The 23,898-nt window shown below is 64.3% G+C and carries 20 protein-coding genes, 1 tRNA gene and 1 riboswitch; of the genes, 5 read left to right on the forward strand and 16 right to left on the reverse strand.

Features of this window, described 5'->3' with window-relative positions; all coding sequences use genetic code 11:
* Positions 1–9 precede the first annotated feature (9 nt).
* A complete protein-coding gene (locus tag AC1Q6Z_RS14870; protein WP_435266619.1) occupies positions 10–891 on the reverse strand; it encodes a transporter substrate-binding domain-containing protein in 882 nt (293 codons plus the stop codon).
* Positions 892–947: 56 nt separating this feature from the next.
* On the opposite strand from AC1Q6Z_RS14870, the gene AC1Q6Z_RS14875 reads away from it, so the two are divergent.
* Positions 948–2,879: a glycosyltransferase family 2 protein gene (locus AC1Q6Z_RS14875; RefSeq protein ID WP_492648396.1), complete on the forward strand. Its 1,932-nt coding sequence runs from the start codon at positions 948–950 to the stop codon at positions 2,877–2,879.
* Between the two features lie 12 nt (positions 2,880–2,891).
* Here the strand turns inward: AC1Q6Z_RS14875 and AC1Q6Z_RS14880 are convergent, their stop codons facing one another.
* From AC1Q6Z_RS14880 to AC1Q6Z_RS14900, 5 genes are all read right to left on the reverse strand, one after another.
* Positions 2,892–4,907 carry a beta-galactosidase gene (locus tag AC1Q6Z_RS14880; protein ID WP_492648397.1) on the reverse strand — a complete coding sequence of 672 codons (2,016 nt, stop codon included), beginning with the start codon at positions 4,905–4,907 and terminating at the stop codon, positions 2,892–2,894.
* 66 nt (positions 4,908–4,973) lie between these two features.
* Positions 4,974–5,621, reverse strand: a complete 648-nt coding sequence (locus AC1Q6Z_RS14885; RefSeq protein WP_369431671.1) for an SDR family oxidoreductase — start codon at positions 5,619–5,621, stop codon at positions 4,974–4,976.
* A gap of 10 nt (positions 5,622–5,631) precedes the next feature.
* Positions 5,632–7,287: an amino acid ABC transporter permease gene (locus AC1Q6Z_RS14890; protein WP_492648398.1), complete on the reverse strand. Its 1,656-nt coding sequence runs from the start codon at positions 7,285–7,287 to the stop codon at positions 5,632–5,634.
* A 66-nt stretch (positions 7,288–7,353) separates the two neighbouring features.
* The gene (locus AC1Q6Z_RS14895) at positions 7,354–8,100 is read right to left on the reverse strand and encodes a transporter substrate-binding domain-containing protein (RefSeq protein ID WP_439614935.1); all 747 of its coding nucleotides are present in this window, start codon (positions 8,098–8,100) and stop codon (positions 7,354–7,356) included.
* A 238-nt stretch (positions 8,101–8,338) separates the two neighbouring features.
* Positions 8,339–8,412: transfer RNA gene (locus tag AC1Q6Z_RS14900), tRNA-Gly, on the reverse strand.
* Between the two features lie 123 nt (positions 8,413–8,535).
* Here AC1Q6Z_RS14900 and AC1Q6Z_RS14905 point away from each other — a divergent pair.
* Complete coding sequence (locus AC1Q6Z_RS14905) at positions 8,536–10,005, forward strand: endo alpha-1,4 polygalactosaminidase (protein WP_492648399.1); 1,470 nt, start codon at positions 8,536–8,538, stop codon at positions 10,003–10,005.
* A gap of 5 nt (positions 10,006–10,010) precedes the next feature.
* On the opposite strand, the gene AC1Q6Z_RS14910 is transcribed toward AC1Q6Z_RS14905, so the two are convergent.
* Both AC1Q6Z_RS14910 and AC1Q6Z_RS14915 read right to left on the reverse strand, forming a co-directional pair.
* Positions 10,011–11,042 carry a LacI family DNA-binding transcriptional regulator gene (locus AC1Q6Z_RS14910; protein WP_492648400.1) on the reverse strand — a complete coding sequence of 344 codons (1,032 nt, stop codon included), beginning with the start codon at positions 11,040–11,042 and terminating at the stop codon, positions 10,011–10,013.
* Between the two features lie 104 nt (positions 11,043–11,146).
* Positions 11,147–12,256, reverse strand: a complete 1,110-nt coding sequence (locus AC1Q6Z_RS14915; protein WP_492648616.1) for a 2'-deoxycytidine 5'-triphosphate deaminase — start codon at positions 12,254–12,256, stop codon at positions 11,147–11,149.
* Positions 12,257–12,334: 78 nt separating this feature from the next.
* A riboswitch (SAM riboswitch) is annotated at positions 12,335–12,413 on the forward strand.
* A gap of 43 nt (positions 12,414–12,456) precedes the next feature.
* Between AC1Q6Z_RS14915 and AC1Q6Z_RS14920 the strand changes: the two genes are divergently transcribed.
* Together AC1Q6Z_RS14920 and apaG are read left to right on the forward strand one after the other, a co-directional pair.
* Entirely contained in the window at positions 12,457–13,641 is a 1,185-nt protein-coding gene (locus AC1Q6Z_RS14920) for an O-succinylhomoserine sulfhydrylase (RefSeq protein WP_492648401.1), read from the forward strand.
* Between the two features lie 126 nt (positions 13,642–13,767).
* Entirely contained in the window at positions 13,768–14,160 is a 393-nt protein-coding gene (gene apaG, locus AC1Q6Z_RS14925; RefSeq protein WP_256117977.1) for a Co2+/Mg2+ efflux protein ApaG, read from the forward strand.
* Between the two features lie 15 nt (positions 14,161–14,175).
* On the opposite strand, the gene AC1Q6Z_RS14930 is transcribed toward apaG, so the two are convergent.
* The 3 genes from AC1Q6Z_RS14930 to AC1Q6Z_RS14940 form a co-directional block, all read right to left on the reverse strand.
* Positions 14,176–15,168 carry an Hsp33 family molecular chaperone gene (locus AC1Q6Z_RS14930; protein WP_492648402.1) on the reverse strand — a complete coding sequence of 331 codons (993 nt, stop codon included), beginning with the start codon at positions 15,166–15,168 and terminating at the stop codon, positions 14,176–14,178.
* 196 nt (positions 15,169–15,364) lie between these two features.
* Positions 15,365–16,276 (reverse strand): ornithine carbamoyltransferase, encoded by a 912-nt coding sequence (gene argF / locus AC1Q6Z_RS14935; RefSeq protein ID WP_256117979.1) that lies wholly within the window; start codon positions 16,274–16,276, stop codon positions 15,365–15,367.
* A 77-nt stretch (positions 16,277–16,353) separates the two neighbouring features.
* The gene (locus AC1Q6Z_RS14940) at positions 16,354–17,544 is read right to left on the reverse strand and encodes an aspartate aminotransferase family protein (RefSeq protein WP_439631374.1); all 1,191 of its coding nucleotides are present in this window, start codon (positions 17,542–17,544) and stop codon (positions 16,354–16,356) included.
* Between the two features lie 424 nt (positions 17,545–17,968).
* On the opposite strand from AC1Q6Z_RS14940, the gene AC1Q6Z_RS14945 reads away from it, so the two are divergent.
* Entirely contained in the window at positions 17,969–18,508 is a 540-nt protein-coding gene (locus AC1Q6Z_RS14945; RefSeq protein WP_256117982.1) for a GcrA family cell cycle regulator, read from the forward strand.
* A gap of 134 nt (positions 18,509–18,642) precedes the next feature.
* On the opposite strand, the gene phoB is transcribed toward AC1Q6Z_RS14945, so the two are convergent.
* From phoB to pstC, 5 genes are read right to left on the reverse strand one after another with little or no spacing between them, the layout of a single operon-like run.
* Positions 18,643–19,326 (reverse strand): phosphate regulon transcriptional regulator PhoB, encoded by a 684-nt coding sequence (phoB, locus tag AC1Q6Z_RS14950; protein ID WP_256117983.1) that lies wholly within the window; start codon positions 19,324–19,326, stop codon positions 18,643–18,645.
* Between the two features lie 14 nt (positions 19,327–19,340).
* Positions 19,341–20,069 (reverse strand): phosphate signaling complex protein PhoU, encoded by a 729-nt coding sequence (phoU, locus tag AC1Q6Z_RS14955; protein WP_439614929.1) that lies wholly within the window; start codon positions 20,067–20,069, stop codon positions 19,341–19,343.
* Positions 20,070–20,120: 51 nt separating this feature from the next.
* Positions 20,121–20,936 (reverse strand): phosphate ABC transporter ATP-binding protein PstB, encoded by an 816-nt coding sequence (gene pstB, locus AC1Q6Z_RS14960; RefSeq protein WP_256117986.1) that lies wholly within the window; start codon positions 20,934–20,936, stop codon positions 20,121–20,123.
* Positions 20,937–20,949: 13 nt separating this feature from the next.
* Positions 20,950–22,278, reverse strand: coding sequence for a phosphate ABC transporter permease PstA (pstA, locus tag AC1Q6Z_RS14965; RefSeq protein WP_256117987.1), 1,329 nt, complete (start codon positions 22,276–22,278; stop codon positions 20,950–20,952).
* Positions 22,275–23,759 carry a phosphate ABC transporter permease subunit PstC gene (gene pstC / locus AC1Q6Z_RS14970; RefSeq protein ID WP_435266631.1) on the reverse strand — a complete coding sequence of 495 codons (1,485 nt, stop codon included), beginning with the start codon at positions 23,757–23,759 and terminating at the stop codon, positions 22,275–22,277. The genes pstA and pstC overlap by 4 nt, the downstream gene beginning before the upstream one ends.
* Positions 23,760–23,898 lie beyond the last annotated feature (139 nt).

Genomic DNA, 23,898 nt, shown 5'->3' on the forward strand with positions numbered 1-23,898 from the left:
GGATTGCTCTTAACCGCCGTAGAGATTGACCGGGAAATAACGCAGGTAGATCTCCTGCAGACGGCCGTTGCGCGACAGCGCCAAGAGCGCATGGTCGATGGCGCCGGCGATCGCCGTGTCCTCCTTGCGGAACATGATCGTCAGGCCTTCGCCGAGGAACTGCTCCGACACGTAAGGCCCGTCGAACAGGCGGCAGCAGCCGGCGGATTCCGTGCCGTTCGTCCAGAATGCGAGCTGCATGCCGTCGCCGAAAACGGCGTCGACTTTGCCGTCCTTGAGACTTGCGAGCAGGGCCGTGCGATCGGGAAAGACTTCCGCTTTCAGGCGCGGGAAAAACGCCTTCAGCATCGCCTCGTGTGCGCTGGCCGCAACGACCCCAACACGCTTGCCATCGAGGGCCGCCGCGGTCTCGCCTGCGGGCGGCGCCTTCTTCGTCACGGCGAAGCGGGCCGGTAGGCGCATGAAGGGGCGTGAGAAGAGAAAGCGCTTGCGCAGATCGGCGGTGACGGCAACACCCGCGGCGACCGCCTCGCCATTGCCGTCAACCAGCGCTTTTTCGAGCTCCGGGAAGGTCACCGCCTGGATCTGGCACTTCTCCGTCAGCGCCAATTCCCGACAGATCTCGCGCACCAGATCGACATGAAATCCGGCGAGCTTGCCGGTCTGGTCGATGAAATTGAACGGCGGAAAATCGACCGTGGTCAGGAACCGCAGGCGCACGATGCCCGAGAGATCCGGCCGCGCGATGCGCTCGCGCGTATCGAACAGGATAGGCAGATCGACCGCCGAGCGCTCCTGCGCCGCAGCGGCCCGCGGCATCATCACCGCCATCACCAGGCAAAGCGCAAAAAACCCATAGATTTTGAGAGGTGAAATTTCGCTATGTCTCATTACAATCAACTTAGGGTTAAAAAAGGGTAGCACCGATAAACGGGAGCGATAGCTGCATGCGACTGGCAGAATATCCTGACGATATCGCTTTCGCCACCGCAATCGGCATCCTGCCGAGGCCATGCGGCCCACCCTGCGAGGAACACATCCCACCGCGCCTGATGACGGAAGCCCGGTTCTTCCGTCGGCTCGGCCTGTCGAAGACGCTGATCTCGACCATGCTGGTGCGCGCCAGCCAGCACGGAACGACGCTGGAATCGGAACTGCTGGCGAGCGGTGCAGTGTCGGAAGAGATCTATTACGAGGCGCTTGCCGAAATCCTGCATCTTCCCTTTCTCACCCGTATCGACCCGACCCAGCTCGAAGACCTTCCCGGCGTGGATACGCAGCTCGTCGAGCCCACCGTTGTGCGGCTTCGCCATCCTACCCGCGCGCCAACGACGGCGATCGTTCCGAGCGCCGAGCGGCTGGGCTATCTCACCGAGCGGCTTGCCCATGCGCCGGCCCTGCGCACGATGATGGCCGCGACCACGCCCTCGGCCTTGCGGGCCGCCCTCTGGCAGGCTGGCTGCAACCGGCGGGTGCGCGACACGGTGGACCAGCTTTTTGCCACGATGCCGGAGGCAAGCGCCCGCATCACGCTCTGGGGGCGGCAAGGGTTTTACACCGGCATCGTGTTGGCGCTCCTGCTCTCGCTCGCCACAGCTGCGCCCAAGCTCGCCCTGATCCTCCTGCACATCGTGACGACCCTGCTTTTCTTCGCCACCTTCCTGGTCCGTCTCGTGGCGCTTGTCGCCAAAAAGCGGGAGGCAGGACGAGCTCTGGCCCGTCCCCCTGCCCGACCGCGCCCGGTCTATTCCGTCTTCGTCGCGCTCTACCGGGCGGCGGCGGTCGTGCCGCAGCTCATCGAGACCCTGAACAAGATCGAATGGCCGGTCGCCTGCCTCGACATCAAGCTGATCTGCGAGGCCGACGACCAGGAGACGCTCGACGCGCTGGCCGCCATACCGCTCGGCCGGCAATATGAGGTGGTCGCGGTGCCGCCCGGCCGGCCGCGCACCAAGCCCAAGGCGCTCTCCTATGCGCTGGGTGCCGCGCGCGGCGAATATCTGGTGATCTACGACGCGGAGGATCGGATCGATCCCCTCCAGCTTGAAGAAGCCTGGCGCACCTTCGAGAGCGGTCCTCGGGAGATAGTCTGTCTGCAAGCGCCGCTCGTCGTCACCAATGTGCGGGAGAGTTGGCTGAGCGCCCTCTTCGCGCTCGAATATGCCGGGCTCTTCCGGGTGCTGCTGCCGCGGCTTGCGGCCGCCCGCCTGCCCATGCCGCTCGGCGGCACCTCCAACCATTTTCGCACGCGCGTGCTTCAGCAAGTGGGCGGGTGGGATCCCTACAATGTCACCGAGGATGCCGACCTGGGGCTGCGGCTCTACCGGCTCGGCTATCGCTGCGGCACGATCACCCGGCCGACCTATGAAGAGGCGCCGAGCGGGCGGGACGCTTGGCTTGGCCAGCGCACGCGCTGGTTCAAGGGCTGGCTGCAAACCTGGCTGGTGCTGATGCGGCGCCCTTCGCGGCTGGTGCAGGAGATGGGCCTCTGGCCGAGCTTCGTCTTTCAGGTGCTGATCGGCGGGCTCATCCTCTCCTCACTCGCCCATCCACTCATCATCGCCTATATCGGCGTGATCACGTGGTCGCTGTTCTTCAAGTCCGCCTATACGGTCGGGCCATTCGAGCTCACCATGTTCACCATCGACATGGTCAACATCTTCGGCAGCTACGCTGTCTTCGTCGCCCTCGGGCGAGGTGGAATGACGCCCGGCGAGCAGGCCGCCCTGGGCTGGCGCTGGGCGCTGACGCCGGTCTACTGGCTGTTCCTGTCATTTGCCGCCTGGCGCGCGGTCAGGGAACTCTGCAACGACCCGTTCTTCTGGAACAAAACGACTCACCGCCCGGCGCAGACGGTGACCGCACCGGAAGCCGGATAAACGGTTCGGCCGTCACCCTTCCATCCAGATTGCCACATCCACCGGCGCAAGCTCCCTTGTGCCGACAAGGAAGGTCGCGTCCGCGGCGGCCGGCACGCTGGCCACTGCGTTACCGTAGTTGAAGGCGAAATGCAGCTTGCCGCGGCGGGCGAGCCTGAGGTCGCCGAGGTCGGACAAGTTTTTCACGTCGGCCCAACCGAGCGTATCGCCCATCAGCTTCGACAGGAATTCGCCACGCGGCAACGTCCCGACATACCGCGCGCGCTCATTGCCGATAACCGCCGGCGAGCCCGGGCGATGTTCGCCCTCGAAGGTCGCCAGCACCGGCTCGGTCGTGCGGATGCGTTCGCGCCAGCCGGTCACCGGATGGCTGGTATTGCCATAAAGCACCTGCTCGCTGTGGAAGTCCGGCAGGGATTCCACGCGCGTTACGCGGAAATCCAGCAATGCGGCCAGCGGGCCGGGCGGAAGATCCGCGGGGATGTGCATGTCACGCGTCTTGCTGCCGCTGCGCGGGCCGAGCAGCGCCTTGGCGCCGGAGGCCTTTAGCCGGGCAATGAAATTGGCATCGGGAATGACGAGATCGGGCGCCAGCACCAGCTTGTAGTCGGAGAGATCGGAATGCTGACCGATGAAATCGACATCCACACCGAGGCGGGCGACGGCAGAATACCAGTCGAGCGCGATGGAAGAGGCAGCGTAACCGCGTCCCTGCGGCAGGGCTCGAGTGGCAAAGCGGGACTCGTAATCTAGCATGATGGCGACCGAGGCCTTTTCCCGCACCTCTCCCTTCGGCAGCCGCGCCATTTCCTCGGCAACCTGCGCCACCTCCAGATAACCCTGGTCCACCTCGCTGTTCGGCAGCAGCAGCCCGGCATGGAACTGCTCTTGTGCGAAGGGCGCCTGGCGCCAGCGGAAATAGGAGACCATGTCGACGCCGTGCGCATAGGCGAGCCAGGTCCACAGCCGCACCATGCCATCAGCCGGCGACTGGTTGTAGGACGCCCAGTTGACTGGGCCCGGCTGCTGCTCCATCACCCAGACCCGACCGCTGCCAACCGCACGGTAGAGATCGTGATTGAAGGCTGTCTGGTCCGGATCGCCGACGCGCAGATAACGGGCCTTTTCCTCGGCGCTGAGCCGCCCATTGATGAGCCCGCCCATCGGATAGACATCCCAGGAGGCGATATCGATATCCTCGCCGACCTTGTAGTGATCGAAGTCGGTATTCTGCGACATGAAATTATGCGTGACTGGGCGTCCGGGCGAGTGCTTCCGGACGAGATCGGCCTGTGCCTTGTTGAAGCTCTTAACCTGGTCGGAGGAGAAGCGGAAATAATCGACCAGATGGGTTGGGCTCGGCTCCTCAACGAGATTGTTGGGCAGGTCCACCTCATCGAAGGCGTTGTACCGCATGCTCCAGAACGCGGCGCCCCAGGCGCGGTTCATCTCGTCGATCGTGCCGTAGCGGGCAGCAAGCCATTCGCGGAAGGCCCGCAGCGCCTCGTCCGAATAGCTATGGATCGTGTCGTGGTCGCCGTATTCGTTGTCCGTCTGCCAGGCGTGCACGAAGGGGTTTTCACCGTAGCGGCGGACCATCGCCTCGGCGATACGGGCGGCCTCCACACGGTAGCGCCGGCTGGAGAAACAATAATGCCGGCGCGCACCGAACTTGCGCACCACGCCGCGTTCATCAACGGGCAGGATATCCGGGTAACGATCGACCAGCCATTTCGGTGGGGCCGCCGTCGGCGTGCCGAGAATGACCTTGAGCCCCGCGCAGCCCAACACCTCGATCGCCTCGTCCATCCATTCCCATTGGAAGGCGCCGGATTGCGGCTCGATATGCGACCACGCGAACTCGCCGATGCGCACCCAGGCAAGGCCCAGTTCCACCATGCGGCGCGCGTCCTCGTCCCATTTCTCGCGCGGCCACTGCTCCGGATAATAGCAGACGCCAAGCTCGAGCATGCTGGCGTCCTGCCGGCTGGTGTCGAAGCGGTTCTGTTTGGGGAGCGGCTTATGCACGGGTCTGTCCTTCATTCTTCACAGCGCCGGAGAACCGGGCGCCGCTTTCGTCACGATTCAATCTGGTCACCAAAGCACCGGTCCGCCGTCATAGGCCCGGAAACTGCCGGTATCGGCCATCGTCGTTCCGTCGATCAGCACCTTCAGGCCCGCCGCACTTTCGGCAACGTCGATCGCGGCCTCCGACCCGCCCATATCCGTGCGCACCCAGCCGGGATGCAGCGCGATGACGGCGATGCCGTCGCTGCGGAAATCCTGCGCGAGCTTGACCGTCGCCATGTTCAGCGCCGCCTTCGAGCAGCGGTAGGCGTAGTCGCCGTCCTCGTCGTCGATCGTGCCCTCGGCCAGCGAGCCGGCGCGGCTACTGATATTGACCAGCACCGGCCGCGGCGTCGCGCGCAGATTGGAGCGAAGCGCGCGGGCGACCAGCAGCGGCGCCAGCGCATTGATCCGCATCGCCTCCAGGAAATCGCCCGTTTCCAGCGTGTCGAGGCCGCCGGTATCGCCGCGGACCGCGGCATTGTTGATGACGACGTCGATCGGCTCGCCCTTCAGCGTCTCGCCGAGCGCCGCGATCGAGGCGGCGTCCGCGACATCGAGCGGCAAGGCGTCGGTCGTCCCCTGCCGCGTGCAGGCGATCACGCGAAAGCCCACCGCCGCATAGAGATCGGCAAGCGCCCGGCCGAGACCGCGGGAGGCACCGGTGACGAGCACCGTGCCGGCGTCACCGGTGCTTGACGTCATATTTCTTCTCGATGAGGCTGATGAGGCTGGCGGCCGCGAGCGTCAGCAGGATGTAGAGGATCGCCGCCGAATTATAGGGCGCGAAGGGCAGGAAGCTCGCCGACTGGAACTCGCGCATGCGCTGCGTGATGTCGCGGATCGACAGAATGGAGAGCAGCGACGTGTCCTTCAGGATGGCGATCAGCTCGTTGCCGAGCGGCGGAATGACGATGCGGAAGGCCTGCGGCAGGATGATCAGCCGCGCCGTCTGCCAGCGGTTGAGCCCGATGCTGGCCGCCGCCTCCACCTGGCCGGCCGGAATGGCATTGATGCCCGAGCGAAAAATCTCGGCGAGATAGGCGGAATACGCGATCGCCATGGCGACGATGCCGCGCACGAGGTTCGGCGGGTCGAAGACACCCGCCGTCGCATCTTTCAGCGCGCCGGACAGCGGCAGGCCGACATAGAGCACGATGACCAGCATGGGGATGCCGCGGATCGTGTCGACGATGAATTCCGAGCCGATCGACAGCGGATGGCGGCGATGCAGGACGCCGCCAAGCGTCAGGAGGCCGGTCACGATGGCCAGCACGGCAAACGTGATGCCGGCCGCACGATCGCGGTCGTTCAGCGCCTCGACCTGCCAGAGGCGCGGCCAATCGGCCGGCACCGCGGCGGCGGGCAGCAGCGCGCCGCTGACGTCTTCCTTTTTGCCGACGGCCTCGATCGCCTGCGCCGGGCTGACGAAGGTGCGCACCGGCGTCTCCGTCGTCGGCCCGCCTTCGTACTGGCCGAAGCGCACCGCGCCGATCAGGCCGGACGGCGTGTTGGTGACAATGCCGATCTTGCCCTCCAGCGTGCCGGCAAGCACGTAGCCGTCGCGCGGCTGCAGCAGGAACCAGGCGGAAAGCGCCGCCAGCGCGAGCGTCATCGCAGCGAAGAAGACGAGGCTTTGCCGCGTATACCGCAGCTTCAACAAGCCGACCCAGACGAGGCCCAGAATGGCCGCGAGGATATAGGCGGCGATCGCCGCGCGGATGGTCGTCGCGAGCCCGGAGGCGAAAGCGAGATGGGCGAAAAGGAAGACGAAGACGAGCCCGGCGCCGTTGACGAGGCCGACGATCCAGGCCCCCGCCCGGCGCGCAAGACTCTCGGACGGGACCGGCGCGCGGCTGCCGGCGAAGGTGAGGCCGAAGCCGGCGAGGAGCAGCACCGCATAAGCCGGCCAGAGCCAGGCTTCCACACCGCGCAGCCAGAGGTCCGCGGCTTCGGTTAGCTGGCGCGGTGTCGCGCCCTTGACGACGAGGTCGGACTTGAAGGAATCGACGCCGTTCGCGACGACCGAAACGATGAAGGGATGGACGAGATCGCCCGCGAGGATGGCCGCCGTCGCGAGCAGGCTCACGAGGCCAGCGGCAATGGTCAGGCGCGGCCGCGCCACCTTTCCCCGCGATAGGACGAGCACGGCAAAGCCGGCGGAAAAGGCGATCGCCAGCAGCAGGAAACCCGGCACGAAGGCGCCCGAGCCGAGCTCGACACCCAGAATGGCGCGCAACGACCGCTGGTAATCCGGCGACGAGGCGAACAGGTAGACGATGAAGGGGAGCGCGGCGAGGATTACCAGATTGCTGGGCCTCACGCTTCTGACGAACGACATTCCCGCCTCCGGCGTCACGATCGGGGGAAAACCGGGAGTGCGCGCCGCGCGCTCCCGGCGACAGCGTTACTTGAGGCCCCAGTATTTGGCGACGATCTGGTCGAGCGTGCCATCGTCCTTAATTGCCGTCAGGCCCTCGTTGAAGGCCGCGACATTCTCGTCGCCCTTGCGGAAGACGAGGCCGAGCGGATCGGATTCGAGATCCTTGATGGAGGCGACGAGTTCGCCGGCGAATTCGCGCTCATAGGCAGCAGCGTTGGCGCCATTAATCACCACGCCGTCGACGTCCTTGTTCTTGAGCGCGATGATGGCGGCGCTGAAGCTGTCATAGGCGACGACGTTTTCCTTGCCGACGACACCTTCCGCCACCTGCGCATCCGTCGTGTTGGCCTGGGCGGAGAGTTTCTTGCCCTCGGCCTTGAACATGTCGAGCGTCATGCCCTGATCTTCGGCGCGCGTCAGCACGGCCTGGCTGTTGATGATGTAGGGCTCGGAGAAGTCCATCGCCTTCTTGCGCTCATCCGTGATCGAGACGCCGGACGCGACGAGGTCGAAACTGCCCTGGTCGAGGGCCGCGAAAATGCCGTCCCAGCCGGTCGTCACGAATTCGGCCTGGCAGTTGATCTTGGCGCAGATGGCGTTGACCACGTCGACATCGAAGCCCACGATCTGGCCGGAGGCCGGGTCGATGCTTTCCATCGGCGGCGACGTGGTATCGGAGCCGACCTTCAGCAGCTTGCCACCGAGATCGGCCGCCTGCGCGCTGCCTACCGCAAAGACGGCGAGCGCGATTGTCACAACGAATTTCCTCATCTCTTCCTCCTCAACCGTCGGCGACCGCCACTCCCGGCAAGCGCTCGACAACTTTTTTGCGCACGGCAGATCGTGCGGCTTTCTCATCCTGGCAGAAACGGTAACAAGGAATATAAACGTTTTCAATAGCAAATATAAACGTTTATATTTTGCGTAATGTGCATCTTGCCAGCATGCGTCACGCGCGGTTGTGCAGCCGGTGAAGGAGGAAAAATATGGGGAAGCGGTGTCGGGCGGCTGGAGCGGGTAGCGGGAATCGAACCCGCGCGTTCAGCTTGGGAAGCTGACAGGCTACCATTACATCATACCCGCAAGGCAGCGCGACGACGCAGTCATTCAACAGTTCGCCCGGCGTGTCAAGCGCGCGACATGCCCGGTGGCCTATACTAGATTGGCGTCCGGATTTCATCGATTCGTTCGGAGCCAAAACAACCTATGATCCAGTTCACCACCTCCACCGGGACGGTCTCGGTCAAAAATTGGGGCTACGAACTGCAAGGCCTGAATGGCAATGCGCTTGATCCGGCCCTGCTCGCCTCGGCCACCCATGACCTGCTGGTGATCGACGCCTCGCGGAACGGAACCGATGCCGGTCGGTTTTCGCAAGACGAGATCACGCGCATGAAGGATGGCATGGGCGGCCGCACCGTCGTCGTCTCCTATACCTCGATCGGCGAAGCCTCGGACTTCCGCGACTATTGGGGCAAGGACTGGACGACCACCGGCACGGCGACGGGACGATTGACCGGCGAAGCGCCGGACTGGCTGGGACCGGTCAATCCCGACTGGCCGGAGAGCCGGAAGGTCCGCTACTGGGATTCCGACTGGCAGAAGAACATCTTCAACGACCAGAAGACCGGCGAAGTGGATGCCATCGTCAAGGCAGGTTTTGACGCGGCCTATCTCGATATTGTCGACGGCTATTATTTCTGGGGCGCGGAGGTTTCCGCCAAGGACAAGCAGGTGGGCGACCCGGCAAACGTGAAACAGGCAGCGCAGCGCATGGTCGATTTCATCGTGGACCTGACCGCACATGCGCGCGAAAGCAATCCGGATTTCTTCGTGATCCCGCAGAACGGCGCATGGATCCTCGACGATCTCGGCTCCGACACCGCGCGCAAAAAAGCCTATCTCGATGCCATCGGCGGCATTGCGGTGGAAGACCTCTACTTTCGCGGCGATGCGGACGAGAACAATCCGCTCCGCCCGGACGAGGAGACCATCGCCACTCTGAAGCGGGATTTTCTGGACAAGGGCATACCGGTCTTCGTCGTCGACTACATCAACGGCAGCAAGCGGGTCGCCGACTTCAACAAGATGGTGCTGGAAGACGGTTTCATCCCCTTCGCCTCACCGGACCGGGATCTCGACCGGCTGGTCGGCACCCATGACGGCGATCCGGCTTATATAAAACCTTCGGCGAAGGCCGATGTGCTGCGCGGCTCGAAGCTTGCGGACACCATCCATGCGCTGGCCGGCAATGACAGGATCGACGGCCGAGCCGGCAACGACTGGCTCTATGGCGGCGCGGGCAAGGATACGCTCACGGGTGGCGCAGGCGCCGACAGGCTGAAGGGTGGTGCCGGCGCCGATACCTTCGTCTTCAAGTCCATCAAGGATTCGACCTTAGCTGCCACTGGGCGCGATACGGTCGGCGATTTTTCGGCAAAGGACGGCGACAGGATCGACCTGAAGGTTATCGACGCGAGCACGAAATCCACAGGCGACCAGGCCTTCGCCTTCATCGGCACCCAGGCCTTCCACAAAAAGGCGGGCGAGTTGCGCTATGAGACCAAAGCCGGCGACACATATGTGTTTGGCGACGTGAACGGCGACGGCAAGGCCGATTTTTCCATCCGGTTCGATGCGGCGATCACCCTCACGGAGAGCGACTTCATTCTTTAGCCGGCTTATAATTTCGCAAGCCGGTCGTCCGACCGCTCCATCAGCTTCGGCATGATGAGTGTCTGCAGCGCCTCGGGCGGTTCGCCTTCCATGCGGCGCAGGATATAGCTGCCGAGCATCTCGCTCGGCTCATGGATCGGCAGGAAATAGGTGGTGATCGGCGGGGCAAAATACTGGCTGACGTTCAGGTCGTCCGTCGCGTTGATGACCGCGTCGCGCCCATGCATCAGCCCGCGGGCATGGAAACCGGAAAAGGCACCGAGCGCCGAGGCCTCGTTGGCGCAGATATAGGCGGTTGGCGGGTCGGAAAGCTCGGACATGGTCAGCACGTTTTGCCGGCCGAAGGCGGGCGTCAGGGGACCGTGCGCGACCAGTGCCGGATCGAAGGCGAGGCCCGCCGTTTCGAGTGCCCGGCAATAGGCGTCGAGCCGGGTGATCGCATAGGTCAGCTCCGCCATCGGGTTGACCAGCGCGATGCGGCGATGGCCGCGTTCGACAAGCCGCGCCACGGAATGGCGGATCATCTGCTCGTTGTCGGCATCGACATGGGCATGCGGCGCATTGTGGATCGTCGTGCCGTAGGTGACGAAGGGAAAATCCGCCGCCTGCATGATGCGCACGCGCGGGTCGTCGGCCCGCGTGCCGGAGACGATGATGCCGTCCGCCTTCTTCAGCGAGACGATCTGCCGGATAGTAGCGAGGCTCTCCTCGAAATTGCGCACGGCGTAAAGCGAGACGCGATAGGGGCTTTCCTCCAGCGCCCAGGAGATGCCGCTCAAGAGCTGGGCGTATTCGACGCCTTCCCATTCGTTCTGCTTGGGGCCGGGCGCCGTCATGATGGCGGCGACCTGGTAGGTTTTTCCGGTGCGAAGCTGCACGCCATGCATATTGAGCTGGTAGCCGACGCGCTCGGCGGCGGCGACGACGATGGCGCGGGTTTCCGGCCGCACCTGCGGGCTGTCGTTCAACGCCTTCGACACGGTGGCGATCGAAAGGCCCGTTTCCTGCGCGATGGTCTTGATCGTCGGTCGCTGCATCGCGTCTCGGCTCGGGCGTCCAGCCTTCATTAAACGTCTGCATGACAACAAAAACGTTTAACTTCATTTGTAAAGCGGAAAATTCCGAGGCGGAAGGCCGCCCGTCACCCCGCGCGAAAATGCTTGGAGAGTTTCAGGCCTTGCGCCTGGTAGTTGGAGCCGAGGCCGGTGCCGTAGAGGCCTTCGGGGGCGTCGAGCATGTGCTCGTAGATGAGGCGGCCGACGATCTGGCCGTGCTCCAGGATGAAGGGCACCTCGTGGCTGCGAACCTCTAGCACCGCGCGGCTGCCGGAGCCGCCGGCGGGCGCGTGGCCGAAGCCGGGGTCGAAGAAGCCGGCATAGTGCACCCGGAATTCGCCGACGAGCGGGTCGAAGGGCGTCATCTCGGCGGCATAGAGCGGCGGGACGTGCACGGCTTCGCGCGAGACGAGGATGTAGAACTCGTCGGGATCGAGGATCAGCTCGTTGCGGCCGCGGCTGAACAGCGGCTCCCAGAAATCGAAGATATCGTGCTGGTTCTTGCGGTCGACATCGACGACCGAGGTGTGGTGCTTGCCGCGATAGCCGATGAGGCCTTCCGGGCCGGTGCCCTTGAGGTCGATCGACAGTGCGATGCCGCCGCCGGAGACGTTCGGCGTGTCGCTCGCCACCAGCGTGTCGCTGCCATGCAGGGCGACAAGCTCGCTTTCGCCGAGCAGCGCATTGCCCTTTCGGAAGCGGATCTGCGACAGGCGAGAGCCGCGGCGCACGACGATCGGGAAGGTGCGCGGCGAGATTTCGAGATAGAGCGGGCCGGAATAGCCGGCTGGAATCTTGTCGAATTCCTGGGCGCGATCGGTGATGACGCGGGTGAAGATATCGAGGCGGCCGGTGGAGCTTTTCGGGTTCGCGGAAGCCGCGAGTTCGGCCGGCAGGTCGAGGCTTTCCATCAGCGGCACGATATAGACGCAGCCGGTCTCCAGCACCGCGCCGACCGATAGGTCGATGACGTGCAGTTGCAGGCGGTCGAGCTTGTCGGCGACGAGATGGGACGGCCCCGGCAGGAAGCTGGCGCGCACACGGAAGGCGCGTGCGCCGAGGCGCAGGTCGAGGCTTGCCGGCTGGATCTGGTCGTCGTCGAGCGGGGCCTCGCTTTTCAGCCGGCCGCCGTCGAACAAGCCACGAATGGCGTTGTCCGCCAGAATACCTGTGCTGCGCACCGCAGAGCCACCCATCATCATAAAGTCCCGTCAGAAGGCCGCACAAAACCAAATGCCGGCAATTGACGCAAGCGCGGGCGCGCAGTATTAGCAAAGTTATCCCGTGGTGATTTGGCCGGCCGGCTTGCAGCCACGTAAAACAAGTAGCTAAAAAGGCCGGGTTCAAAACCGGCCTGCTTTTGCGGCCGGTTTTTTTGTTTGAAGGCAACGATCACATGAGCAAGTCCTGGCGCCCGGCCACCCAACTCGTTCACGGCGGAACCACCCGCTCCCAGCACGGCGAAACCGCAGAGGCAATCTTCCTCACGCAGGGGTTCGTCTATGACACCTCCGCGGCCGCCGAGGCCCGCTTCAAGGGCGAGACGGACGGCTTCATCTACGCCCGCTACGGCAGCCCCACCAACGACATATTCGAAAAGCGCATGTGCCTGCTGGAAGGTGCGGAGGATGCGCGCGCCACCGCCTCCGGCATGGCTGCCGTTTCCGCCGCGATCCTCTGCCAGCTGAAGGCCGGCGACCATATCGTCGCCGCCCGTGCGCTGTTCGGTTCCTGCCGCTGGGTGGTCGAGACGCTCGCGCCGAAATACGGCATCGAATGCACGCTGATCGACGGCCGCGACCTCGCCAACTGGGAAACGGCGATCCAGAAGAACACCAAGGTGTTCTTCCTCGAAAGCCCGACGAACCCGACGCTGGAAGTCATCGACATTGCGGGCGTGGCGACGCTCGCCAACCAGATCGGCGCCAAGGTCGTCGTCGACAACGTGTTCGCCACACCGCTCTTCCAGAAGCCGCTCGAACTCGGCGCGCATGTCGTCGTCTATTCCGCCACCAAGCATATCGACGGCCAGGGCCGCTGCCTCGGCGGCGTGGTGCTGTCGGACAAGGCGTGGATCGACGAGAACCTGCACGACTATTTCCGCCATACCGGCCCGGCCATGTCGCCGTTCAATGCCTGGACGCTGCTGAAGGGCATCGAGACGCTGCCGCTCCGCGTCAAGCAGCAGACGGAGAATGCCCGCCGCATCGCCGATTTCCTGGCCGACAGCAACAAGGTTGCCCAGGTCATCTATCCGGGCCGCAAGGACCATCCGCAGGCCGACATCATCGCCAAGCAGATGACGGGCGGCTCGACGCTGGTCTGCTTCGAGCTGAAGGGCGGCAAGGAAGCGGCCTTCGCTTTGCAGGATGCGCTGGAGGTGATCAAGATCTCCAACAATCTTGGTGATGCGAAGAGCCTGATCACCCATCCGGCGACGACCACGCACAAGAACCTGACGGACGAGGCACGCGCCGAACTCGGCATTTCCGCCGGCACGGTGCGCCTGTCGGCCGGCATCGAGGACAGCGAAGACCTGATCGAGGACTTTTCGCGCGCCCTTGCAAAGATCAACGCCTGATCCTCGACATCGTGAAACGGACAAATGCGGAAGCACCGGCCGAAGCGGCCGGTGCTTTCTTTGCTTATCCTTGACGAAACCATATTCCTGTAGAATAGCAGGAGCTAATCAGTTCAAGGCTTGCCCATGTATCGTGCGCTTACCCGCGACATCGAAGTGACCGTAGAGCCGTATTACCTGGCCGATCAGTCCGATCCCGACGACAGCCGCTATGTCTGGGGTTACCGGGTGGTCATCGCGAACCATTCCGATGTCGTCGTCCGGCTGATGACGCGCTACTGGCACATCACCGACCAGAACGGCCAGGTCGACGAGGTCAACGGTCCGGGCGTCATCGGCGAGCAACCGGTGCTGCGCCCAGGCGATACCTACGAATATTCCTCCGGCTGCCCGCTCGAAACGCCGTCCGGCATCATGTTCGGCCGCTACCGCATGGAAGCGGAGAACGGCGAAGCCTTCGACGTCGCCATCCCCGCCTTCTCGCTGGATACGCCAGGGCAGCCGCGCGTCCTCAACTAAGGACGTGCACCCCTTTTACTGCGGCAAAACTTCCGCCGCCTCGAAGCGGTAGGTGGTCGAGCAGAATTCGCAGGTGAGTTCAATCTCACCCTTGTCGTCCGTCGTGTGGGCGATCTCCTCGGCGCTCAGCGCTGCGAGCACGCCCTTCAGCTTCTCGCGCGAGCAGGAGCAGCGATCCAAGACCTGCTGCGGCTGGTACACACGCACGCCGCGCTCGTGGAAGAGCCGGAACAGCAGCCGTTCGGTGCCGACATTCGGATCCGTCAGCTCGTCGGCGTCGATCGTCTCGACCATCGCCTTGGCTTCCGCCCAGTTGTCGTCATCGGCGATCTTGTGGCCGGCCTCGTCGCCGTCGCCGCCCGGAAGATCGGGCTGGCGCATGCGCTCCGGCGCCTGCGGCAGGAACTGCGCGACCATGCCGCCGGCCCGCCAGCGGTGACGCACCTTGCCGTCTTGATCGCGATCGAACAGTTCGGCGACACCGAGGCGCACCTTGGTCGGGATCTGTTCCGACTGGCGGAAATAGACACCGGCAATCTCTTCCAGCGTGTCACCGTCGAGCGGCACGATGCCCTGGTAGCGCTGGGTATGGGCGCCCTGGTCGATGGTGAAGGCGAGGATGCCCTTGCCGAGCAGTTCATGCGGCTCGGTCCTGCCTTCGGCAATCGCGGCGTCGAGTGCCGCCTGGTCGAAGCGGGCATAGGCGCGCACATTCTCCGGCGCGGAGAAATCAGCGACCAGCAGGTCGACGGGGCCGTCGCCCTTGGTCTGGACGATCAACTTGCCCTCGAACTTCAGCGAGGTGCCGAGCAGCACGGTGAGCGCAATCGCCTCGGCAAGCAGCCGCGCGACGGGGGCCGGATAGTTGTGACGGCCCAGAATGCCGTCGAGCATGGGGCCGAGCTGGACCGCGCGGCCGCGCACATCGAGGCCCTCCACCTGGAACGGCACGACATGATCGTCGCCGGCATAACCGGGCTCTCCGAGTTTCAGGGCATTCTCAGCCATCATCATCCTGCTCCTTGCACGCCGGGAAGCCGCCGGGCCAGAGGCCCCGCTTCGGTCAGACCGGCGTTCTACCGTGATTTCGCGCTCCTGCCGCCCGATAATTCCATAGAGAGCGGGCATGCGCCAGAGAGAGCGCCTTCCAGCGCTCCGTGATGGCCCCTAGATCGTGCCGCGCACGGCGTTTTTCAAGATGGCGTCAGACGGCGCCAAGGCACCAGGCAAGGATCGATTTCTGCGCATGAAGGCGGTTTTCCGCCTCGTCGAAGACCACCGACTGCGGGCCGTCGATCACCTCGTCGGTGACCTCCTCGCCGCGATGCGCCGGCAGGCAGTGCATGAAGAGGGCGTTCTCGTTCGCCCGCGCCATCAGCTGCTTGTTCACCTGGTAGGGCTGGAAGATGTTGTGGCCGCGGGCGCGGTGTTCCTGGTTCATCGAGACCCAGGTGTCGGTAACGATGAGGTCGACGCCCTCGACGATGGCGTCCGGATCGTGGCCGAGCAGGATGTTGCCGCCATTGTCGCGCGCCCAGTTCAGGATCTTGTCGTCCGGTTCGGAGCCCATCGGCACGGCCATCTTCATCGTGTAGCCGAAGCGGGCCGAACCTTCGACGAAGGAATGCAGCACATTGTTGCCGTCGCCCGTCCAGGCGAAGGTCTTGCCCTTCGTCGAGCCGCGATGCTCCTCGAAGGTCATGATGTCGGCCATGATCTGGCAGGGATGCGTCAGGTCCGTCAGCGCATTGATGACCGGCACGGTGGCGTGTTCGGCAAGCTCCAGCAGGCGGGCATGGTCGGTCGTGCGGATCATGATGGCATCGACATAGCGCGAGAGCACCTTGGCGGTATCGCCGATCGTCTCGGCGCGGCCGAGCTGCATTTCCGTACCCGACAGGAACAGCGTCTCGCCGCCGAGCTGGCGCATGCCGACGTCGAAGGAGACGCGGGTTCGGGTGGAGGGCTTCTCGAAGATCATGGCGAGCATCTTGCCGGCGAGCGGCTTTGCCTCCGTGCCGGCCTTGCTGGCGGCCTTGCGCGTGTGCGCATCGTCCATGATGACGCGGAGATCGCTTTCCGAAACGGCGGAAAGGTCGAGAAAATGCTTGGCCATGATGTGTCCTGTCTGTCCGGTCCTTTGATGCTGCCGCGACCTTTGCGCGTCACGAGTGACGCGCGTCGCGGCAGTGCTCAGGCAGCCTTGGCGGCGCTGAGCTTTTCGGCAGCCCGCTCGATGCGCGCAAGCCCCTCGCGCGCCTCCTCGGCGGTCACCGTCAGCGGCGGCAGCAGCCGCAGCACGTTATCGCCCGCCGGCACGGCGAGCAGCTTTTCCGCACGCACGGCCTTGAGCAGTTCGGCGGTCGGAATCCTCGCCTTGATACCGAGCATCAGGCCCTCGCCGCGGATATCCTCGATGATCTCGGGGAAGCGATCCTTCAGCGCCGCGAGGCCCTGGCGGAAAACGAGCGCCACGTCGCGCACATGGTCGAGGAAGCCCTCTTCCAGCACGACATCGAGCACCGCGTTGCCGACCGCCATGGCGAGCGGATTGCCGCCATAGGTGGAGCCATGCGTGCCGGCGACCATGCCGGCGGCCGCTTCGTTCGTGGCAAGGCAGGCGCCGAGCGGGAAACCGCCGCCGATGCCCTTGGCGACCGCCATGATATCCGGCGTGACCCCCGACCATTCATGGGCGAACAGACGCCCGGTGCGGCCGACGCCGGACTGAACCTCGTCGAGCACCAGCAGCAGGCCGTATTCGTCGCAGAGCTGGCGCAGCTCCTGCATGAATTCCTTCGGCACCGGGCGGATGCCGCCCTCGCCCTGCACCGGCTCGATCAGGATCGCCGCCGTCTCCTCCGTGATCGCATCCTTGACGGCGGTGATGTCGCCGAAGGGAACCTGGAGGAAGCCGGGGGCCTTGGGGCCGAAGCCTTCGAGGTACTTTTCCTGGCCGCCGGCGGCGATCGTCGCGAGCGTGCGGCCGTGGAAGGCGCCTTCGAAGGTGATGATGTGGAACTTGCCGGGATGGCCCTTGGCGAAATGATAGCGGCGCGCCGTCTTGATCGCGCATTCCAGCGCTTCCGCGCCGGAATTGGTGAAGAACACCTTGTCGGCGAAGGTCGCTTCCGTCAGGCGCCGACCGAGGCTTTCCTGGCCCGGAACCTCATAGAGGTTCGACAGGTGCCAGACCTTGTCGGCCTGGTCCTTCAGAGCGGCGACGAGATGCGGATGCGCGTGGCCCAGCGAATTGACGGCGACGCCGGCGGCGAAGTCGAGATATCGCTCGCCATCCTCGGCGATCAGCCAGACGCCCTCCCCGCGCGTGAACCGGAGCGGTGCACGCATATAGGTTTCATAGAGCGGCGCGGCATCGGCCATGGCGCGGATCCTCCGAAAAAGAGATGCGGAAAAACGTGAACGCGGCTTGACTTTTCCAGGCTCCAGAAAAATCAAAAGCCGCCTTTCGGCGGCATGCGGCACTATCGGCATTTCAGGCCGGGATGTCAACAAATCGCACCCCGAAATAGTGCTGAACCTCCCGCAAGGTAAGGATTCACGCCACGCGCGGAAGGTGTCGCTATCGAGTCACACCCAGCCAGCAAGTTGGGGAAAACTCGGAAATCGATTCGCCCGGATTCCTGCGACTCTTGTCACAGAGTCCCCCAAACTCTAGGTTAAAGACCAATTACTAGACTGCATGCGGCGGAACTAGTCACCAAAAGAGTTAGGGCGTTCAAATTCCGGACCCGTCCGGAACGCGATGAGGGATTCCCGCATTGCGAGCGTCGAGCGGAGACGAGAGATGAACTGGACAGACGAGCGGGTCGAGAAACTCAAGAAGCTCTGGAGCGAGGGCCTGAGCGCGAGCCAGATCGCGGCACAGCTCGGCGGCGTCAGCCGCAACGCGGTCATCGGCAAGGTGCACCGGCTGAACCTTCCGGGCCGCGCCAAGGCCGGCGGCACGCAGAGCGCGTCGCGTCCCAAGCGCCCGGTGCCGGCAGCCCCGCGCCCCGCGACAACCTTCCAGGCCCGCGCCGTGACCGCCCGCTCCGTCGTGCGCCCGGCCGGCAACACCATTACCAAGGAAGAGGTCGAGACGGATTTCGAGACGCAGCGCGAGCAGCTTCCGGTTCCGTCCAACGGCAACAGCGTGGTCGTGCCCATGTCGCGCCGGCTCGAGCTGACGCAGCTCACCGAGCGCACCTGCAAATGGCCGATCGGCGACCCGCTGAACGACGACTTCCACTTCTGCGGCAACGAGTCCCCGGACAACTCGCCCTACTGCACCTACCACCAGCGCCTCGCCTACCAGCCCTCGGCCGAGCGCCGCCGGATGCGGTGATCTTTTCCACGACAGCACATGCGATGCGGACCCGAAAGGGTCCGTTTTCGTTTGTGGTGCAGGGCCGGACCACACTCCGAAACGCAAACAGGCCCCGAAGGGCCCATTTTCGTCCTTGGGAGGAAAGGGGTCGCTTAGGCTTCCAGCGAATAGCCTGCGCCGCGGACCGTGCGGATGACGTCCTGCATGTTTGCGAAGTTGAGCGCCTTGCGCAGGCGGCCGACATGCACGTCGACCGTGCGTTCGTCGACATAGATGTCGTGGCCCCAGACGCCATCGAGAAGCTGCGAGCGCGAGAAGACGCGGCCAGGCGAGGTCATCAGGAATTCCAGCAGTCGGAATTCCGTCGGGCCGAGGCGGACTTCGCGGGTGCGGCGATGCACCCGATGCGTCTCGCGGTCGAGCTCGATATCGCCGCAGCGCAGCACCGTCGAGACGACTTCCGGCCGGGCCCGGCGCAGCATGGCGCGCACGCGGGCGACGAGCTCAGGCGTCGAGAACGGCTTGACGACATAGTCGTCGGCGCCGGTGGCGAGCCCGCGCACGCGCTCGCTTTCCTCACCGCGTGCCGTCAGCATGATGATCGGCAGGCGTTCGGTCTCCGGCCGCTGGCGCAGCCGCCGGCACAGTTCGATGCCCGAAACGCCCGGCAGCATCCAGTCGAGGATGAGGAGGTCCGGCATGCGCTCCTGCAAGCGCACTTCGGCCTCGTCACCGGAGAGGATCGTATCGACCTCGAAACCTTCGGCTTCGAGGTTGTAGCGCAGGAGGACGCTTAGCGCCTCCTCGTCTTCCACGACGGCGATTCTGGGCACCATGGAGGCAAAACTCCTTACTCGGAGGCTTCAGTGACGTCGGCAGTGACCACTGACGTCGAGGTGTCGTCCTTCGGGCGTTCGCCTTCGGGCTGCGAGCCGGTCGCCATGTAGTAGATGGTTTCCGCGATGTTTGTCGCATGGTCGCCGATGCGCTCGATGTTCTTGGCGCAGAACAGGAGGTGGGTGCAGGGCGTGATGTTGCGCGGATCTTCCATCATGTAGGTGAGGAGTTCGCGGAACAGCGAGGTGTAGATCGCGTCGATCTCGTCGTCGCGCTCGCGGATCGCCTTGGCCTTCTCCACCGAGCGGGTGGCGTAGACGTCGAGCACTTCCTTGAGCTGGATCAGCGTCAGTTCGGCGAGGTGCTCCAGGCCGCGGGTGAGCTTGCGGGGCATGCCCGAGCTCTGCACGGCGATGACGCGCTTGGCGGTGTTCTTGCCGAGGTCGCCGACGCGCTCCAGTTCGGCCGCGATGCGGATCGCGCCCATGATTTCGCGCAGGTCCGCAGCCACCGGCTGGCGCTTGGCGATCGTGACGATCGCCTTCTCGTTGATCTGGCGCTCGGCGGTGTCGAGGATGACGTCTTCCGAGATCACCTTCTGCGCCAGCGCACCATCGGTGGTGACGAGCGCACGGACGGAATCCGCCACCATCTGCTCGGCCGTGCCACCCATTTCGGAGATGCGGCGGGAGAGGTACTTCAGTTCTTCGTCATAAATCGAGACAATATGGGTCGATGACATGGTTGTGTCCTTAATGCGCTCGGATTTTCAGGGGGTTCGGCGACGATGGCGTCAGCCGAAGCGGCCCATGATGTAGTCCTGCGTGCGCTGGTCATCCGGGTTGGTGAACATCTTGTCGGTGTCGTTCTCCTCGACGAGGTTGCCGAGGTGGAACATGGCGGTGCGCTGCGAAACGCGGGCCGCCTGCTGCATCGAGTGCGTCACGATGACGATCGTGAAGTTGGCGCGCAGCTCGTGGATCAGTTCCTCGACCTTTGCGGTCGCGATCGGGTCGAGCGCCGAGCAGGGTTCGTCCATCAGGATGACTTCCGGGCTGACGGCGACGGCGCGTGCGATGCACAGGCGCTGCTGCTGACCGCCGGAGAGGCCGGTGCCGCCTTCCAGCAGACGGTCCTTCACCTCGTTCCACAGGCCGGCCTTCTGCAGGCTCGACTCGACGATGGCGTCCATGTCGGCCTTCGCCTTGGCGAGGCCGTGGATGCGCGGGCCGTAGGCAACGTTCTCGTAGATCGACTTCGGGAACGGGTTCGGCTTCTGGAACACCATGCCGACGCGGGCGCGCAGTTCGACGACGTCGATGTTCGGATCGTAGATATCGTCCGTGTCGAGCGTGATGCGGCCGGTGACGCGGCAGCCTTCGATCGTGTCGTTCATGCGGTTCAGCGTGCGCAGGAACGTCGACTTGCCGCAGCCCGACGGGCCGATGAGGGCCGTCACGGTGTTCTGGCGGACGTTGAGGTTCACGTCATAGAGGGCACGCTTGTCGCCGTAGTAGACCGAAACGTCCTTGCCGATCATCTTGTAGGAAATGTCGTTCATTTTCTTGTCCAGCGCTTTCTCGACTGCTGCTTCTGACATCATGTTCATCTGTTTGGTCCTTCTACCAACGCCGCTCGAAGCGGCGGCGCAACAGGATGGCGCCAACATTCATGAGGATGAGGAAGACGAGGAGGAGGATGATAGCACCCGATGTGCGCTCCACGAAGGCGCGCTCCGCCTCATTCGCCCACATGTAGATCTGCACCGGCAGCGCCGTTGCGGGTTCGAGCGGCGTCGACGGAATATCGGCGACGAAGGCAACCATGCCGATGAGCAGCAGCGGCGCGGTTTCGCCGAGCGCGTGGGCGAGACCGATGATGGTGCCCGTCAGGATGCCCGGCATGGCGAGCGGCAGGACGTGGTGGAACACGGTCTGCATCTTCGAGGCGCCGAGGCCGAGCGCTGCCGAGCGGATGGACGGCGGCACGGCCTTCAGCGCCGAACGGGTCGCGATGATGATCGTCGGCAGTGTCATGAGGGTCAGCACCAGGCCACCGACGAGGGAGGCCGAGCGCGGGAAGCCCGCAAAGTTGACGAAGACGGCGAGACCGAGCAGACCGTAGACGATCGACGGCACCGCGGCGAGGTTGTTGATGTTGACCTCGATGAGGTCGGTGAAGCGGTTCTTCGGTGCGAACTCTTCGAGATAGATCGAGGCCGCGACGCCGATGGGCAGCGCAAGCACAAGCACGATCAGCATCATGTAGAGCGAGCCGACGGCAGCGACGGCCACGCCGGCGGCTTCCGGACGGCTCGATGCGCCGTTCAGGAAGATGCCGGTGTTGAAGTGCTTGGAAAGCGCGCCGCTTTCGGCAAGCTGGTTCATCCAGCCGATCTGCTTGTCGGAGATCTTGCGGTTGTTCTCGGGGACGGCCAGATCGATCTGGCCCTTGAAGGCGGAATCGAGGTCGCCGTGCGCAAGGAAGGTCACGGTCTGTGTGGTGCCGATGATCGACGGATTGGCGGTCACGAGATCGCGCAGCTGGGTGCGGACGCTGTCCGAGATCATTCCGTTGACCGCGCGAAGGCCCGCACGATCGTCTTCGCCGACGCCAAGCACCTTGGCGAGCGCATTGCGGGCGACGACCGGATAGTTGGCCGATACCAGCTTCTGCGGGTTGGTGGCCCGCTCGTTGTCCTTGTCGATGATCTGCTCGGAGAACTCGACCGGAATGGTGATCATCGACTGCTGGAATGCGGTGTAGCCCTTGGAGACGACCGAAAACAGCAGCAGGAACAGGAAGATCAGACCGAAGGCAATCGCAGCCATGCCGTAGAGGCGAAAGCGACGTTCGGCGGCATAGCGGCCGCGCAGGCCGATATCGCGGCGTTCGGGCTTGGAGGCAGCACCTAGGGCGGCCGTAGTAGGGCTCGTGGAGACCTGGCTCATTCGTACTGCTCCCGGTATTTGCGCACGATGTAAAGGGCGTAGATGTTGAGGCAAAGCGTGATGAAGAACAGCGTGATGCCCAGCGCGAATGCCACCAGCGTCTGAGGCGAGGTGAATTCAAGGTCGCCCGTCAGCTGGCTGACGATCTTGACGGTCACGGTCGTCATCGGCTCGAAGGGGTTGAGCTGGATGCGGGCGGCAACGCCGGCGGCCAGGACCACGATCATCGTTTCACCGACGGCGCGCGAGGCGGTCATCAGCAGGGCGCCGACGATGCCCGGCAGTGCGGCCGGCAGGATGACGCGCTTGATCGTTTCCGAGCGGGTGGCGCCCAGGCCGAGCGAGCCGTCGCGCATGGCCCGCGGAACGGCGGTGATGATGTCGTCCGACAACGAGGAGACGTAGGGGATCAGCATGATGCCCATGACGAAACCGGCCGTCAGAACGCTCTGCGCCTGGATGAAATTGGAATAATCGCCGGTGACGAGGCCGTTGAGCTGCTCGGAAAGGTCGCGCAGGAACGGGCCGACGGTCACGAGGGCGAAGAAGCCGTAGACGATGGTCGGGATGCCGGCAAGCACTTCGAGCAGCGGCTTTGCAACCGAGCGGACGTGACGCGAGGCATATTCCGACATGTAGATCGCGGCGAAGAGCCCGACCGGCACGGCGACCAGCATGGCGACGAGGCCGATATAGAGCGTGCCGGCGAGCAGCGGGATCAGGCCGAACTGGCCGGAAGAGTCCGTCGAGCCGGCAGCGGCAAAACGCGGATCCCAGACCGTGCCGAAGAAGAACTCCCAGGCAGGCACCCTGTTGAAGAAGTGGATGGCTTCCGTTGCCATGGAGGCGACGATGCCGACCGTTGTCAGGATAGCGATCGACGAGGCGGCGATGAGGCCGACCAGCATGACGCCTTCGACGCGGTTGCGGGCGCGGAACCGCGGCGCAATGGCGCGGTAGGAGAAAAACGCGCCGACGGCCGCGGCCAGGACGACGAGGATCGACAGGAAGGTGCTGCTCGCCCGCGACATGCGGCTGAGATCATCGGCGGACTTCAGCATGTAGGGCGCCGGATCGGCGGCAAGCGGCACGCCCTTGGTGGCGAGCAGGCTGCGTGCGGTGGTGCCGTCCTTGAACAGCGCCTCGCGTTCTTCCGCCGAGAGCATCGCCATACCGCGGGCAATGGCGCCGATCATGTTGTAGCCGAGGTTCTGCTCGGCCTGCGACGTCGCCTTGACCTCTTCGGGAAAGCCCGCGCGAACGGTCGAACTGATGTAAATCGGGCTGGCAATAATCCAGACCAGCAGCACGACGATTGCCGGAAGCATGGCCCATATCGCAACGAAAGAGCCGTAATATCCTGGCCGCGAATGCAGGTTGGAAAGCCTGCCGCCGGCAAGCGCATTGGCGCGCCAGCTACCGACCATATAGCCCGCCACGCCGATGACGGCGACGACGAGCAAGAGAAGGGAAATACTCATTTAGGAAATTCTCCCGGCGAGATCATCTGCGCTGTCATTTTGTGTTTCGCAAAGCTGCTGACGGGCTTTGCTGGAAGTGCCCCCGGGCGCGCAAACCGCTCAGAAGGGGCGGCCGGCGCGAAGAACGCGCCGGCCAGAG

Source organism: Shinella sp. GW835-FHT14H05 (genome assembly GCF_058793575.1).

Bases quoted from the DNA above. Each gene is read 5' to 3' on its own strand.
- AC1Q6Z_RS14870 (WP_435266619.1), bottom strand. From the start codon at position 891: ATGAGACATAGCGAAATTTCACCTCTCAAAATCTATGGGTTTTTTGCG.
- AC1Q6Z_RS14875 (WP_492648396.1), top strand. From the start codon at position 948: ATGCGACTGGCAGAATATCCTGACGATATCGCTTTCGCCACCGCAATC.
- AC1Q6Z_RS14890 (WP_492648398.1), bottom strand. From the start codon at position 7,287: ATGTCGTTCGTCAGAAGCGTGAGGCCCAGCAATCTGGTAATCCTCGCC.
- AC1Q6Z_RS14895 (WP_439614935.1), bottom strand. From the start codon at position 8,100: ATGAGGAAATTCGTTGTGACAATCGCGCTCGCCGTCTTTGCGGTAGGC.
- AC1Q6Z_RS14905 (WP_492648399.1), top strand. From the start codon at position 8,536: ATGATCCAGTTCACCACCTCCACCGGGACGGTCTCGGTCAAAAATTGG.
- AC1Q6Z_RS14910 (WP_492648400.1), bottom strand. From the start codon at position 11,042: ATGCAGCGACCGACGATCAAGACCATCGCGCAGGAAACGGGCCTTTCG.
- AC1Q6Z_RS14915 (WP_492648616.1), bottom strand. From the start codon at position 12,256: ATGGGTGGCTCTGCGGTGCGCAGCACAGGTATTCTGGCGGACAACGCC.
- AC1Q6Z_RS14920 (WP_492648401.1), top strand. From the start codon at position 12,457: ATGAGCAAGTCCTGGCGCCCGGCCACCCAACTCGTTCACGGCGGAACC.
- apaG (WP_256117977.1), top strand. From the start codon at position 13,768: ATGTATCGTGCGCTTACCCGCGACATCGAAGTGACCGTAGAGCCGTAT.
- AC1Q6Z_RS14930 (WP_492648402.1), bottom strand. From the start codon at position 15,168: ATGGCTGAGAATGCCCTGAAACTCGGAGAGCCCGGTTATGCCGGCGAC.
- argF (WP_256117979.1), bottom strand. From the start codon at position 16,276: ATGGCCAAGCATTTTCTCGACCTTTCCGCCGTTTCGGAAAGCGATCTC.
- AC1Q6Z_RS14940 (WP_439631374.1), bottom strand. From the start codon at position 17,544: ATGGCCGATGCCGCGCCGCTCTATGAAACCTATATGCGTGCACCGCTC.
- AC1Q6Z_RS14945 (WP_256117982.1), top strand. From the start codon at position 17,969: ATGAACTGGACAGACGAGCGGGTCGAGAAACTCAAGAAGCTCTGGAGC.
- phoB (WP_256117983.1), bottom strand. From the start codon at position 19,326: ATGGTGCCCAGAATCGCCGTCGTGGAAGACGAGGAGGCGCTAAGCGTC.
- phoU (WP_439614929.1), bottom strand. From the start codon at position 20,069: ATGTCATCGACCCATATTGTCTCGATTTATGACGAAGAACTGAAGTAC.
- pstB (WP_256117986.1), bottom strand. From the start codon at position 20,936: ATGAACATGATGTCAGAAGCAGCAGTCGAGAAAGCGCTGGACAAGAAA.
- pstA (WP_256117987.1), bottom strand. From the start codon at position 22,278: ATGAGCCAGGTCTCCACGAGCCCTACTACGGCCGCCCTAGGTGCTGCC.
- pstC (WP_435266631.1), bottom strand. From the start codon at position 23,759: ATGAGTATTTCCCTTCTCTTGCTCGTCGTCGCCGTCATCGGCGTGGCG.